A 12296-nucleotide genomic window follows, 5' to 3' on the forward strand; every position below is an offset into this window, starting at 1 on the left:
GATGCTCTTCGTCGCCGCGGGCAGCCCGGCGACCGTGTTCGCCCTGGCCCCGCTGGCCACCGCCGCCCGCAACGCGGGCCACCAGGTCGTCATGGCCGCGAACGACGACATGGTCCCCTACATCGTCTCGTCGGGCCTGCCCGGCATCGCGACCACCGACCTGCCGATCAGGCACTTCATCACCACGGACCGGGCGGGCAACCCCGAGACGATCCCCTCCGACCCGGTGGACCAGGCATTGTTCACGGGGCGCTGGTTCGCGCGCATGGCCGCCTCGAGCCTGCCCCGGATGCTGGAGTTCGGCCGGGCCTGGCGGCCCGACCTGATCGTCGGCGGCACGATGAGCTACGTCGCCCCCCTGCTCGCCCTGCACCTCGGGGTGCCGCATGTGCGGCAGGCCTGGGACGCCATCGAGGCCGACGGGATCCATCCCGGCGCCGACGCCGAACTGCGGCCGGAACTCGCGGAGTTCGGGCTGGACCGGCTGCCCGACCCCGACGTGTTCGTGGACATCTGCCCGCCCAGCCTGCGCCCGGCGGACGCGGCCCCCGCGCAGCCGATGCGCTACGTCCCGGCGAACGCCCAACGGCGGCTGGAGCCGTGGATGTTCCGCAGGGGCGAGCGCCGCCGCATCCTCGTGACCTCCGGCAGCCGGGTCGCCAAGGAGAGCTACGACAAGAACTTCGACTTCCTGCGGGGCCTCGCCGAGGACGTCGCCTCCTGGGACGTCGAACTGGTCGTCGCCGCACCCGACCAGGTCGCCGACGCCCTGCGCGACGGACTGCCGGGCGTGCGGGTCGGCTGGGTGCCCCTCGACCTCGTGGCGCCCACCTGTGATCTGCTCGTGCACCACGCCGGCGGGGTCAGCACCCTGACCGGCCTGAACGCCGGGGTGCCCCAACTGCTCATCCCCAAGGGGGCCGTGCTGGAGAAGCCGGCCCTCCGCGTCGCCGACCAGGGGGCCGCGATCACACTGCTGCCCGGCGAGGATTCGGCCGACGTCATCGCGGACTCCTGCCAGGAGCTGCTGTCCAAGGACGGATACGGCGAGCGGGCCCGTGAGCTGTCCCGCGAGATCGCCGCCATGCCCTCACCCGCGAGCGTGGTCACCGCGCTCGGTCAACTGGCATGAATACACGAACCGAGAGGACCTCTCGATGAAGGCTCTGGTGCTCGCAGGCGGGTCCGGTACCCGGCTGCGGCCTTTCAGTTATTCGATGCCCAAACAACTCATCCCCATCGCCAACACGCCCGTCCTGGTCCATGTGCTGAACTCCGTCCGGGAGCTGGGGGTGACCGAGGTCGGCGTCATCGTCGGCAACCGCGGTCCCGAGATCGAGGCGGTGCTCGGCGACGGCTCCCGGTTCGGTGTGAGCGTCACCTACATACCGCAGGACGCGCCGCGCGGACTGGCCCACACCGTGGTCATCGCCCGTGACTTCCTCGGCGACGACGACTTCGTGATGTACCTGGGCGACAACATGCTGCCCGACGGAGTGGCGTCGACCGCCGAGGAGTTCGGCCGGCACCGTCCGGCCGCGCAGGTCGTCGTGCACAAGGTCGCCGACCCGCGCTCGTTCGGCGTCGCGGAGCTCGGCCCCGACGGCGAGGTGCTGCGCCTGGTGGAGAAGCCGCAACGGCCGCGCAGCGACCTGGCCCTGATCGGCGTGTACTTCTTCACCGCCGCCATCCACGAGGCGGTGGCCGCGATCGAACCCAGCGCCCGAGGCGAACTGGAGATCACCGACGCCATCCAGTGGCTGGTGACCTCCGGCGCGGACGTCCGCGCCAGCCGGTACGACGGCTACTGGAAGGACACCGGGAAGGTCGAGGACGTCCTGGAGTGCAACAGCCACCTCCTGGACGGCCTGACGCGGCGCGTCGAGGGACAGGTCGACGACGCCAGCGTGCTCGTCGGACAGGTCGTGGTCGAGGCGGGCGCGCGCATCGTGCGGTCCCGCGTCGAGGGACCGGCGATCATCGGCGCGGGCACGGTGCTGGAGGACAGCCACGTCGGCCCGCACACCTCCGTCGGGCGGGACTGCCTGGTGACGGACAGCCGGCTGGAGGGCTCGATCGCCCTGGACGAGGCGTCGGTCACCGGCGTCCGCGGCCTGCGCAACTCGCTCATCGGGCGCGCCGCGTCCGTGGGCACCACCGGCCGGGGCACGGACCATCACTGCCTGGTCGTCGGAGATCACACCCGAGTGGAGGTCGCGGCATGAGGATCCTGGTCACCGGAGCAGCGGGCTTCATCGGCTCGCACTTCGTGCGCAGCCTGCTGGCGGACGAGTACAGCGGCTGGGAGGGCGCCCAGGTCACCGCCCTGGACAAGCTGACCTACGCGGGCAACCGCGACAACCTGCCCGCCTCGCACGAGCGGCTGGTGTTCGTGCGGGGCGACGTCTGCGACCGGGCTCTGCTGCGCGAACTGCTGCCCGGCCACGACGCCGTGGTCCACTTCGCGGCCGAGTCCCACGTGGACCGCTCCCTGGAGGGCGCCGGCGAGTTCTTCCGGACGAACGTCCTGGGCACGCAGACCCTGCTGGACGCCGTGCTGGACAGCGGGGTCGAGCGGGTCGTGCACGTCTCCACGGACGAGGTGTACGGCTCGATCGAGGAGGGCTCCTGGACCGAGGACTGGCCGCTGGCGCCCAACTCCCCGTACGCCGCCTCGAAGGCCGGCTCGGACCTGGTGGCGCGGGCGTACTGGCGCACCCACGGCGTGGATCTGTCGATCACCCGCTGCTCCAACAACTACGGGCCGTACCAGCACCCCGAGAAGGTCATCCCGCTGTTCGTCACCAACCTCCTCGAGGGCCGCCAGGTTCCGCTGTACGGCGACGGGCGCAACGTCCGGGAGTGGCTGCACGTGGCCGACCACTGCCGTGGCATCCACCTCGTGCTCAACGGGGGAAAGCCCGGCGAGATCTACAACATCGGCGGCGGCAACGAGTACACCAACCTCGCGCTGACCCAGAGGCTTCTGGAGCTGACCGGCGCGGGCGAGGAGATGATCCGTCGGGTCGCCGACCGCAAGGCGCACGACCTGCGCTACTCGATCGACGAGTCCAAGATCCGTGAGCAGCTCGGCTACGCGCCGCTGATCACCTTCGAGCAGGGCCTGGCCGACACGGTCGCCTGGTACCGCGACAACCCCGACTGGTGGAAGGCCGTCAAGCACGGAACGAGCCGTGCGACCTGAGGACCGGCCGGTGGCCGGGCTCTCGGTCGTGGTCCTGGGCGGCACCGGGTTCCTGGGCCGCCACCTCGGCGCGGCGTTCGCCGCGCGGGGCGCCCGGGTACGGCTGGTCTCCCGCACCGCGCGGCCCGCCCTCGCTCCGGCCCACCCGGAGTCGGCCACCGCCGCACCGTCCGCCGCCGCACCGCCCGTCTCCGCGTCGGCTCACCTCGTCCCGGCCGACGCCCGCGGGGTGGCCGCCGCGCACCTGGACCTGCTCACGGCGACCGCGGAGGAGATCACCGCGGTCCTGGCCGGCGCCGACGTCGTGGTCAACGCGGCCGGCCGGGCCTGGCGGGCCGACGAGGCGGAGATGACCGCGGGCAACGCCGAGCTGGTCGACCGGCTCGTCACGGCGCTCGCCGCACTGCCCGGCCCGCCGGTACGGCTGGTCCAGCTCGGCAGCGTCCACGAGTACGGGGCCGGCGCCCCCGACGGCGCCACCGGCGAGGAGCACGTACCGGCCCCGGTGACACCGTACGGCCGTACGAAGCTCCTCGGCACCCGCGCCGTGCTGCGCGGCGCGCGGGAGCCGGGCGTCGACGGGGTGGTGCTCCGGCTCGCCAACGTGATCGGTGCCGGAGTGCCGCAGGGCAGTCTCTTCGGCCGGGTCGTGGGCCATCTCGGCGATGCGGCCCGGGCCGAGGCGCGCGGCGAGAAGGCCGCCGCGCTGCACCTGCCGCCGCTGCGTACGGCCCGCGACCTCGTGGACGCGGGCGACGTCGCCGCGGCGGTGCTGGCCGCGGCCACGGCGCCGGCGGCGGCCGTCGGCGGCCAGGTGATCAACGTGGGCCGTGGGGAGGCGGTCCCGATGCGCGGGCTGGTCGACCGGATGATCGCGCTCAGCGGTCTGGAGGTCCCGGTGGTCGAGGCGGCCGAGGCGCCGGCCTCGCGCACCGACGTCCCCCGGCAGTGCCTGGACGTCTCCCGCGCCCGCAGCCTGCTCGGCTGGCGCCCGCTGCGCAGCGTCGACGACTCCCTGCGCGACCTTCTCGCATCCGTACTGCCGCCGGAGCGCCCGCCGCACGGCACACCACTCGGCATCACGGCCGGCGCACCGGCCGAGGAAGGGGAATGACCATGAGCGACCGCAAGGATCTCATTCTGGAAGAGGTCCGCAAGTACCACCAGGAGGTCTCTCCGGCACGCGAGTTCGTGCCGGGGACGACGGAGATCTGGCCGTCCGGCGCGGTCCTGGAGGACGCGGACCGGATGGCGCTGGTGGAGGCCGCCCTGGAGATGCGCATCGCGGCCGGGCCCAGTTCCCGCAAGTTCGAGTCGCAGTTCGCCCGGCGCCTGAAGCGGCGCAAGGCTCATCTGACGAACTCCGGTTCGTCGGCGAACCTGCTGGCCGTGTCGGCGCTGACCTCCCACGTCCTGGAGGACCGGCGGCTCAAGCCGGGCGACGAGGTCATCACGGTCGCGGCGGGCTTCCCGACCACGGTCAACCCGATCCTGCAGAACGGCCTGATCCCGGTCTTCGTGGACGTGGACCTCACCACCTACAACGCGACCGCCGACCGCGTCGCCGCGGCGATCGGTCCCAGGACCCGGGCCATCATCATCGCGCACGCCCTGGGCAATCCCTTCGAGGTCACCGAGATCGCCCAACTCGCCCAGGAACACGACCTGTTCCTCATCGAGGACAACTGCGACGCGGTCGGCTCGCTGTACGACGGGCAGCTCACCGGCACCTTCGGCGACATGACCACCGTCAGCTTCTACCCGGCGCACCACCTCACCATGGGCGAGGGCGGCTGCGTCCTGACCTCCAACCTGGCGCTGGCCCGGATCGTGGAGTCGCTGCGGGACTGGGGGCGGGACTGCTGGTGCGAGCCGGGCGAGAACGACCGGTGCCTGAAGCGGTTCAAGTACCAGATGGGCACGCTGCCTGCCGGCTACGACCACAAGTACATTTTCTCGCACGTCGGTTACAACCTGAAGGCCACCGACATCCAGGCCGCGCTCGGTCTGACCCAGCTGGCCAAGCTCGACTCCTTCATCGAGGCGCGGCAGCGCAACTGGCGGCGGCTGCGGGAAGGCCTGGACGGCGTTCCCGGTCTGCTGCTGCCCGAGGCCACACCGCGCTCCGAGCCCAGCTGGTTCGGCTTCGTGATCACCGTGGACCCCGAAGCGCCGTTCAGCCGGGCCGAGTTGGTGGACTTCCTGGAGGACCGCAGGATCGGCACCCGCCGTCTGTTCGCCGGCAACCTGACCCGGCACCCGGCCTACATCGACCAGCCGCACCGGATCGTGGGCGAACTGACCAACAGCGACATCATCACCGAGCACACCTTCTGGATCGGGGTCTACCCGGCGCTCACCGACGAGATGCTCGACTACGTCACCGCCTCGATCAAGGAGTTCGTGGCCGCGCGCGGCTGAACCGGACCGGCCCTTTCGGGCCCTCATCCTCCTCCAGAGATCGGGACGACGACGTATGGACATTGTGGGAACCGGTTTCCTGGCGCGGAACCTGCGCCCGCTGGCCGGCCGGCATCCGGACACCGTGGCCCTGGCGGCCGGGGTGTCCTGGGCGAGCGGTACCTCCGACGAGGACTTCGCCCGCGAGGCGGCACTGCTGCGCGAGGTCGCGGAGCGGTGCCGGGACACCGGCCGACGGCTGCTCTTCTTCTCCACTGCGGCGACCGGCATGTACGGACTCGCCGAGGGGCCCGGGCGGGAGGACACCCCGGTGACGCCCTGCACCCCCTACGGCGCGCACAAACTCGCCCTCGAGGAGCTGCTGCGCGACTCCGGCGCCGACCACCTGATCCTCCGGCTGGGTCATCTGGTCGGCCCCCACCAGCCCGAGCACCAGCTGCTGCCCACGCTGGTACGGCAGCTGCGCGAGGGCGTGGTCCGCGTGCACCGGGGCGCGGCCCGCGACCTGATCGACGTCGGCGACGTCATCACGGTGATCGACCATCTGCTCGCCACGGACCTGCGGGCCGAGACGGTCAACGTGGCGTCGGGCTTCGCCGTGCCGGTGGAGGACATCGTCGACCATCTCGGGCGGGCCCTCGGGCTTCGGGCGCGCCGGGAGTTCGTCGAGACCGGTGGCCGCCAGCACGTCATCTCGACCGAGAAGCTGCGCGCCCTGGTACCACAGGTCGCGTGGATGGGCTTCGGCCCGGACTACTTCCGGCGGATCCTCGGCGACTTCACGTCCTCCGTGTCGTCCGACGCGTCCGCGCACGCCTGAGCGTCCGCCCCGGCGGCCTCTCCGGGCCCGCGCACCCGACCGGGCCGCGTGAGCCCGATCCCCGTACGTGCCTCACCCTCCGCGCACGTGCGGCGACCGCCCATGCCTCGGCACCCGTGCCCGCCTGACACCGGAAAGGCCAGTGAGGTTCCCGCGATGAACCACGACAGCCAGAACACGACCGAGCGCCCGAAGCACATGAAGGGCGCGGAACGCAGGAGGCGCACCCTGCGCACGGCGACCGCGCTGGCCGGCGCCGCGCTGCTGCTGGCCGGCGTCCAGGGGCCCGCCGTCGCGGCCCCGTCGCCCGCCGGCCCCACCACCGCGGCCACCGCCGAGACGTCCCACACGGTCGAACTCACCTCGACCGCCGAGGCGTTGACGGCACCGGCGACCACCCGCCCCGGGCTGACCACGTTCCACGCCTCGACCACCCAGGCGGGCAAGGGATGGATCGGGCTGGCCCGGCTGAAGGACGGCAAGAGCTGGGACGACTTCCGCGACGTCCTGTCCCGCGCGCTCTCCAACACGCCGTCCGACGTTCCCCAGGGCGCGAAGGACCTGGACGACACCGCCACCCTGCTCGGCGGGCTGGTGATCCATCCCGGGCAGCCGGGGTCGTTCACCCAGCGCCTCCAGCCGGGCACCTACCTGCTGTTCGACTACCTGACGGTGGGCGACGCCCAGCCGCGCCACCGTCCGCTGACCGTCACCGGCGACGCCGTGGACCAGGGCCTCGCACCGACCGCGACGATCGTGTCGAGGAACGTGCCCGGCGCCGGACCGCGCTTCGAGATCCGCGGCGCCCTGCGCGCCGGCCGCCCCCTCCGCTACGTCAACGAGATCCCCGGCCAGGTCAACGAGCTGCTCTTCGTGAAGATCGCGGACGGCACCACCGAGGCCGACCTCAGGGCGTACTTCGCCTCCATGCCCGACGACGGCACCTTCCCGCCGAATTCCCCGTTCACCTCGGTCAGCCTGGGCAGCCTGCACCTGTCCACGGGCCGGTCGTCGGTGGTGCAGGTCCCCCTGGAGCGGGACCGGTACGCCGCGATCACCTGGTCGAAGGACGCCACCGACGGGATCAAGCTCGTCAAGAAGGGCCTGTTCACCATCGTGGACGTCGGCTGAGCCGTCAGCCGCACGCACGCGGACCCATCGGACTCGGACCATCGGACTCGGACCCATCGGTCCCGGACCCAACGCACACGGGGAGTTCTCTCTGATGCTGCCTCTGACCCTTCAAGCGCGCGACACGGCCCAGCAGTTGGCGGACCGACTGACACGGTCGGCCGCCACCACCCGGGGCGTGCACCTGTCGACCGACGACTTCCAGGACTGGCTCGCCGAGCGCGGCCGCGTCAACGCCTTCCGCGTGGACCGGATCCCCTTCGCCGACCTGGACGGCTGGTCGTTCGAGGAGAACACCGGGAACCTCGTGCACCGCAGCGGCCGGTTCTTCACGGTCGAGGGCCTGCACGTCACCGAGCGGGACGGCCCCTACGGCGACGGCCCGTACGCCGAGTGGCACCAGCCCATCATCAAGCAGCCCGAGGTCGGCATCCTGGGCATCCTGGCCAAGGAGTTCGACGGGGTCCTGCACTTCCTGATGCAGGCGAAGATGGAGCCCGGCAACCCGAACCTGCTGCAGCTGTCCCCCACCGTGCAGGCCACGCGCAGCAACTACACCAAGGCCCACCGGGGCGCGGACGTGAAGTACATCGAGCACTTCGTCGGTCCGGGGCGCGGCCGGATCATCGCGGACGCCCTGCAGTCCGAACACGGTTCCTGGTTCTACCGCAAGTCCAACCGCAACATGATCGTGGAGGCGGCCGGCGACGTGCCCCTCCTCGACGACTTCTGCTGGCTCACCCTGGGGCAGATCGCCGAGCTCCTGCACCGCGACAATGTCGTCAACATGGACTCGCGGACGGTCCTGTCCTGCCTGCCCGTCCCGGAGACGGCGCCCGGCGCCCTGCACTCCGACGCCGACCTGCTGTCCTGGATCACCGGTGAGCGCGCCCGGCACGACGTGCACGCCGAACGCGTCCCGTTGGCCGGGCTGCCCGGCTGGCGGCGCCACGAGATGGCCATCGAGCACGAGGACGACCGCTACTTCAAGGTGGTGGCGGTGGCCGTCCAGGCCGGCAACCGCGAGGTGACCAGCTGGACCCAGCCGCTGTTCGAGCCGGTGGGCCTGGGCGTCACCGCGTTCCTCACCCGAACCTTCGACGGCATCCCCCATGTGCTGGTGCACGCCCGGGTCGAGGGCGGCTTCCTGGACACCGTCGAGCTGGGTCCCACGGTCCAGTACACGCCGGGCAACTACGCCCACCTCCCGGAGAAGGAACGCCCGTTGTTCCTGGACACCGTGCTCGAGGTGCCGGCGGACCGGGTCCGGTACGAGGCGGTGCACTCGGAGGAGGGCGGCCGGTTCCTCAACGCGGAGAGCCGGTATCTGATCGTCGACGCCGACGAGCGGGAGGCCCCGCTCGATCCGCCGCCCGGCTACGCCTGGGTCACCCCCGACCAGCTCACCTGGCTGGTCCGCCACGGCCACTACCTCAACGTCCAGGCTCGTACGCTGCTGGCCTGCCTCAACGCCACCCGGGCGGGCGTCCGATGAGCACGCCGGTACGCATCGGGGTGCTCGGCTGCGCGGACATCGCGGTACGGCGGATGCTGCCCGCCTTCACCGCCTCCCCCGACGTGGAGGTGGCCGCCGTCGCCAGCCGCGACCTGAGCAGGGCCGAGGAGGTCGCCGGGCGCTTCGGATGCCGTGCCGTCCAGGGGTACGCCGAGCTGCTCGACGCGGACGACGTGCAGGCGGTGTACGTGCCCCTCCCTGCCGCGCTGCACGCCCCGTGGGTGGAGGCGGCGCTGAACGCGGGCAAGCACGTGCTGGCCGAGAAGCCCCTGACGACGGACCCGGAGAGCACCGAACGGCTCCTGGACCTCGCGGCGAAGCAGGGTGTGGCCCTGATGGAGAACGTGATGTTCGTCCATCATCCCCGGCACGAGGCGGTGCGGCGCCTCGTCGCCGAGGGGCGGATCGGTGAACTCCGCTCCTTCCACGCGGCGTTCACCATCCCCCCGCTGCCCGACGGCGACATCCGCTACGACCCGGAGCTCGGCGGTGGCGCTCTGGCGGACGTCGGTCTCTACCCGCTGCGGGCCGCCCTGCACTTCCTGGGCCCCGCGCTGGAGGTCGTCGGCGCCCGACTCACCCGGGGCGCCGGGCGGCGCGTCGAGACGTCGGGGGCCGCGTTGCTGGGCACCCCTGGTGGGGTCACCGCGCACATCACGTTCGGCATGGAGCACGCCTACCTCTCCCGGTACGAGCTGTGGGGCAGCGAGGGCCGGATCACGGTGGACCGCGCGTTCACCCCGCCGGCCGACTTCGTGCCCGTGATCGGTCTGCACGGGCGCACCACGGAGGAGCTCCGGCTGGAGCCCGCCGACCAGGTCGCGGCCACGGTCGCCGCCTTCGTCGCCGCGGTGCGCGCCGGGTCCGCGCCGGCCGGGGACACCCTGCGGCAGGCCCTCCTGCTGGACGACGTACGCCGCCGGTCCGCATGACCGGGCTCCGTGTGCGCACAGGTCGGCTGGATCTCTGGCAGCTGACCCCGCCCGGAGGCGCGCCGCTCCCCCTCGACGAACTCGACGAGGCCGAGCGGCGCCGCGCGGACGCCTTCCGGCGGCCCGCGGACCGCGCGCTGTACGTCGCCGCGCACATCGCGCTGCGCCGGCTGCTCGGTGCCCGTCTGGGCACCCCCGCGAAGGACGTCGCGTTCGCCCGTGCGGACTGCCCCCGGTGCGGCGGCCCGCACGGCCGCCCCGTGCTGGCCGGCGGCGGACCCGGCGCCCCGCACTTCTCGCTGTCGCACAGCCGGGGCGCGGTGCTCGTCGGCGTGGCCCCCGCGCCGGTGGGCGTCGACGTCGAACGGGTGCCGCACCCGGAACGGGTCACGCTGTGCCGGTCGGCACTCCACCCCGGGGAACAGGAGGAGTTGGCGCGCCGCGCGCCGCCGGAGCGTCCGGCCGCCTTCGCCCGCCTGTGGGCACGCAAGGAGGCGTATCTCAAGGGGACGGGCGAGGGGGTAGGTGGCTGGACGTCCGACGTGTACCTCGGTGACGGCGGCCCCGGGGCCCCGCCGCGGCCGGACGGCTGGAGCGTCCTGGACGTGCCGTGCGGTCCCGGCCACGCGGCGGCCGTGGCGGTCCGTGGGCCGGTCCTCGAGACGGTCGTGCGCCGGCTCCCGCCCGAGTGGGTGCTGAGCGACGGCCGCATCCCCGACAGCCGTACGACGGCGGCTCGTACGAGCCTGTCCTGCTCGTGAGGAGGAAACTCGCATGACCGCAGTGGACGACAGGCCCCTGACGACGGTCGAACCCGTCGACGCGCGCGGGCGCGTGGCCGAGCTGCACGAGATCCGTGCGCAGGCGTTGGCCGGGCCGAGCGAGAAGGCGACCCAGGCGCAGCACGCCAAGGGCAAGCTGACCGCCCGGGAGCGTATCGAGCTGCTCCTGGACGCGGGGTCCTTCCAGGAGGTCGAGCAGTTGCGCCGGCACCGGGCGACCGGTTTCGGCCTGGAGGCGAAGAAGCCGTACACCGACGGTGTCATCACCGGCTGGGGCACGGTGGAGGGCCGTACGGTCTTCGTCTACGCCCATGACTTCCGTATCTTCGGCGGTGCGCTGGGCGAGGCCCACGCCACGAAGATCCACAAGATCATGGACATGGCCATCGCGGCCGGTGCGCCGCTGGTGTCGCTGAACGACGGCGCGGGCGCCCGGATCCAGGAGGGTGTCTCGGCGCTGGCCGGCTACGGCGGCATCTTCCAGCGCAACACCAGGGCCTCCGGCGTCATCCCGCAGATCAGTGTGATGCTCGGTCCGTGCGCGGGCGGCGCCGCCTACAGCCCGGCGCTGACGGACTTCGTGTTCATGGTCCGTGAGACCTCGCAGATGTTCATCACCGGCCCGGACGTGGTCAAGGCCGTCACCGGTGAGGAGATCACCCAGAACGGCCTGGGCGGCGCCGACGTGCACGCCGAGACCTCCGGTGTGTGCCACTTCGCCTACGACGACGAGGAGACCTGCATCGCGGAGGTCCGCTACCTCCTCTCCCTCCTGCCGCAGAACAACCGCGAGAACCCGCCGCGAGTGGAGTGCACCGACCCGGCCGACCGCCGCTCGGACGTCCTGCTCGACCTGGTCCCGGCGGACGGCAACCGCCCGTACGACATGACGAAGGTGATCGAGGAGATCGTCGACGACGGCGAGTACCTCGAGGTCCACGAGCGGTGGGCGCGCAACATCATCTGCGCCCTCGCGCGACTCGACGGGCAGGTCGTCGGGATCGTCGCCAACCAGCCGCAGACCCTGGCCGGTGTGCTGGACATCGAGGCCAGTGAGAAGGCCGCCCGCTTCGTGCAGATGTGCGACGCCTTCAACATCCCGATCATCACTCTTCTGGACGTCCCCGGCTTCCTGCCCGGCGTCGACCAGGAGCACGGTGGAATCATCCGCCACGGCGCGAAGCTGCTGTACGCCTACTGCAACGCGACCGTGCCCCGGATCTCCCTGATCCTGCGCAAGGCGTACGGAGGTGCCTACATCGTCATGGACAGCCAGTCCATCGGGGCGGACCTCACCTACGCCTGGCCGACCAACGAGATCGCCGTGATGGGCGCCGAGGGCGCCGCCAACGTCATCTTCCGCCGCCAGATCGCCGAGGCCGAGGACCCCGAGGCCATGCGGGCCCGCATGGTCAAGGAGTACAAGTCCGAGCTGATGCACCCCTACTACGCGGCCGAACGCGGCCTGGTCGACGACGTCATCGACCCC

The 12296-nt window shown here is 72.0% G+C and carries 11 protein-coding genes; all 11 read left to right on the top strand.

Annotated elements, in window-relative coordinates:
- The first annotated feature begins 1 nt into the window (after position 1).
- Positions 2–1132, top strand: a complete 1131-nt coding sequence (locus ACPT94_RS24315) for a nucleotide disphospho-sugar-binding domain-containing protein (protein WP_425246820.1) — start codon at positions 2–4, stop codon at positions 1130–1132.
- A gap of 25 nt (positions 1133–1157) precedes the next feature.
- Entirely contained in the window at positions 1158–2225 is a 1068-nt protein-coding gene (locus ACPT94_RS24320; protein WP_360338171.1) for a glucose-1-phosphate thymidylyltransferase, read from the top strand.
- On the top strand, positions 2222–3205 hold the full coding sequence (gene rfbB, locus ACPT94_RS24325) for a dTDP-glucose 4,6-dehydratase (RefSeq protein WP_360338174.1): 984 nt from the start codon (positions 2222–2224) through the stop codon (positions 3203–3205). Before ACPT94_RS24320 ends, rfbB begins: the two co-directional genes overlap by 4 nt.
- Entirely contained in the window at positions 3195–4319 is a 1125-nt protein-coding gene (locus ACPT94_RS24330) for an NAD-dependent epimerase/dehydratase family protein (protein WP_425246815.1), read from the top strand. Before rfbB ends, ACPT94_RS24330 begins: the two co-directional genes overlap by 11 nt.
- Positions 4320–4321: 2 nt before the next feature.
- On the top strand, positions 4322–5626 hold the full coding sequence (rfbH, locus tag ACPT94_RS24335; protein ID WP_360338180.1) for a lipopolysaccharide biosynthesis protein RfbH: 1305 nt from the start codon (positions 4322–4324) through the stop codon (positions 5624–5626).
- Between the two features lie 55 nt (positions 5627–5681).
- Positions 5682–6446, top strand: coding sequence for an NAD-dependent epimerase/dehydratase family protein (locus tag ACPT94_RS24340; RefSeq protein WP_360338183.1), 765 nt, complete (start codon positions 5682–5684; stop codon positions 6444–6446).
- A 156-nt stretch (positions 6447–6602) separates the two neighbouring features.
- Positions 6603–7577 carry a hypothetical protein gene (locus ACPT94_RS24345; RefSeq protein ID WP_360338186.1) on the top strand — a complete coding sequence of 325 codons (975 nt, stop codon included), beginning with the start codon at positions 6603–6605 and terminating at the stop codon, positions 7575–7577.
- Between the two features lie 94 nt (positions 7578–7671).
- On the top strand, positions 7672–9072 hold the full coding sequence (locus ACPT94_RS24350) for an NDP-hexose 2,3-dehydratase family protein (RefSeq protein ID WP_425246816.1): 1401 nt from the start codon (positions 7672–7674) through the stop codon (positions 9070–9072).
- Entirely contained in the window at positions 9069–10025 is a 957-nt protein-coding gene (locus ACPT94_RS24355) for a Gfo/Idh/MocA family protein (RefSeq protein WP_425246817.1), read from the top strand. The genes ACPT94_RS24350 and ACPT94_RS24355 overlap by 4 nt, the downstream gene beginning before the upstream one ends.
- Complete coding sequence (locus ACPT94_RS24360) at positions 10022–10786, top strand: 4'-phosphopantetheinyl transferase family protein (RefSeq protein ID WP_425246818.1); 765 nt, start codon at positions 10022–10024, stop codon at positions 10784–10786. Before ACPT94_RS24355 ends, ACPT94_RS24360 begins: the two co-directional genes overlap by 4 nt.
- A 13-nt stretch (positions 10787–10799) precedes the next feature.
- On the top strand, positions 10800–12296 hold a 1497-nt coding region (locus ACPT94_RS24365; protein ID WP_425246819.1), incomplete at its 3' end, for an acyl-CoA carboxylase subunit beta.

Source organism: Streptomyces aurantiaciflavus (assembly GCF_049808595.1).
GTDB lineage: Bacteria > Actinomycetota > Actinomycetes > Streptomycetales > Streptomycetaceae > Streptomyces.

What these genes read in the sequence shown, in the direction of transcription:
- ACPT94_RS24340 (WP_360338183.1), top strand. Translation starts at nt 5,682, where the DNA reads ATGGACATTGTGGGAACCGGTTTCCTGGCGCGGAACCTGCGCCCGCTG.
- ACPT94_RS24350 (WP_425246816.1), top strand. Translation starts at nt 7,672, where the DNA reads ATGCTGCCTCTGACCCTTCAAGCGCGCGACACGGCCCAGCAGTTGGCG.
- ACPT94_RS24320 (WP_360338171.1), top strand. Translation starts at nt 1,158, where the DNA reads ATGAAGGCTCTGGTGCTCGCAGGCGGGTCCGGTACCCGGCTGCGGCCT.
- rfbH (WP_360338180.1), top strand. Translation starts at nt 4,322, where the DNA reads ATGAGCGACCGCAAGGATCTCATTCTGGAAGAGGTCCGCAAGTACCAC.
- ACPT94_RS24355 (WP_425246817.1), top strand. Translation starts at nt 9,069, where the DNA reads ATGAGCACGCCGGTACGCATCGGGGTGCTCGGCTGCGCGGACATCGCG.
- ACPT94_RS24345 (WP_360338186.1), top strand. Translation starts at nt 6,603, where the DNA reads ATGAACCACGACAGCCAGAACACGACCGAGCGCCCGAAGCACATGAAG.
- ACPT94_RS24360 (WP_425246818.1), top strand. Translation starts at nt 10,022, where the DNA reads ATGACCGGGCTCCGTGTGCGCACAGGTCGGCTGGATCTCTGGCAGCTG.
- rfbB (WP_360338174.1), top strand. Translation starts at nt 2,222, where the DNA reads ATGAGGATCCTGGTCACCGGAGCAGCGGGCTTCATCGGCTCGCACTTC.
- ACPT94_RS24315 (WP_425246820.1), top strand. Translation starts at nt 2, where the DNA reads ATGCTCTTCGTCGCCGCGGGCAGCCCGGCGACCGTGTTCGCCCTGGCC.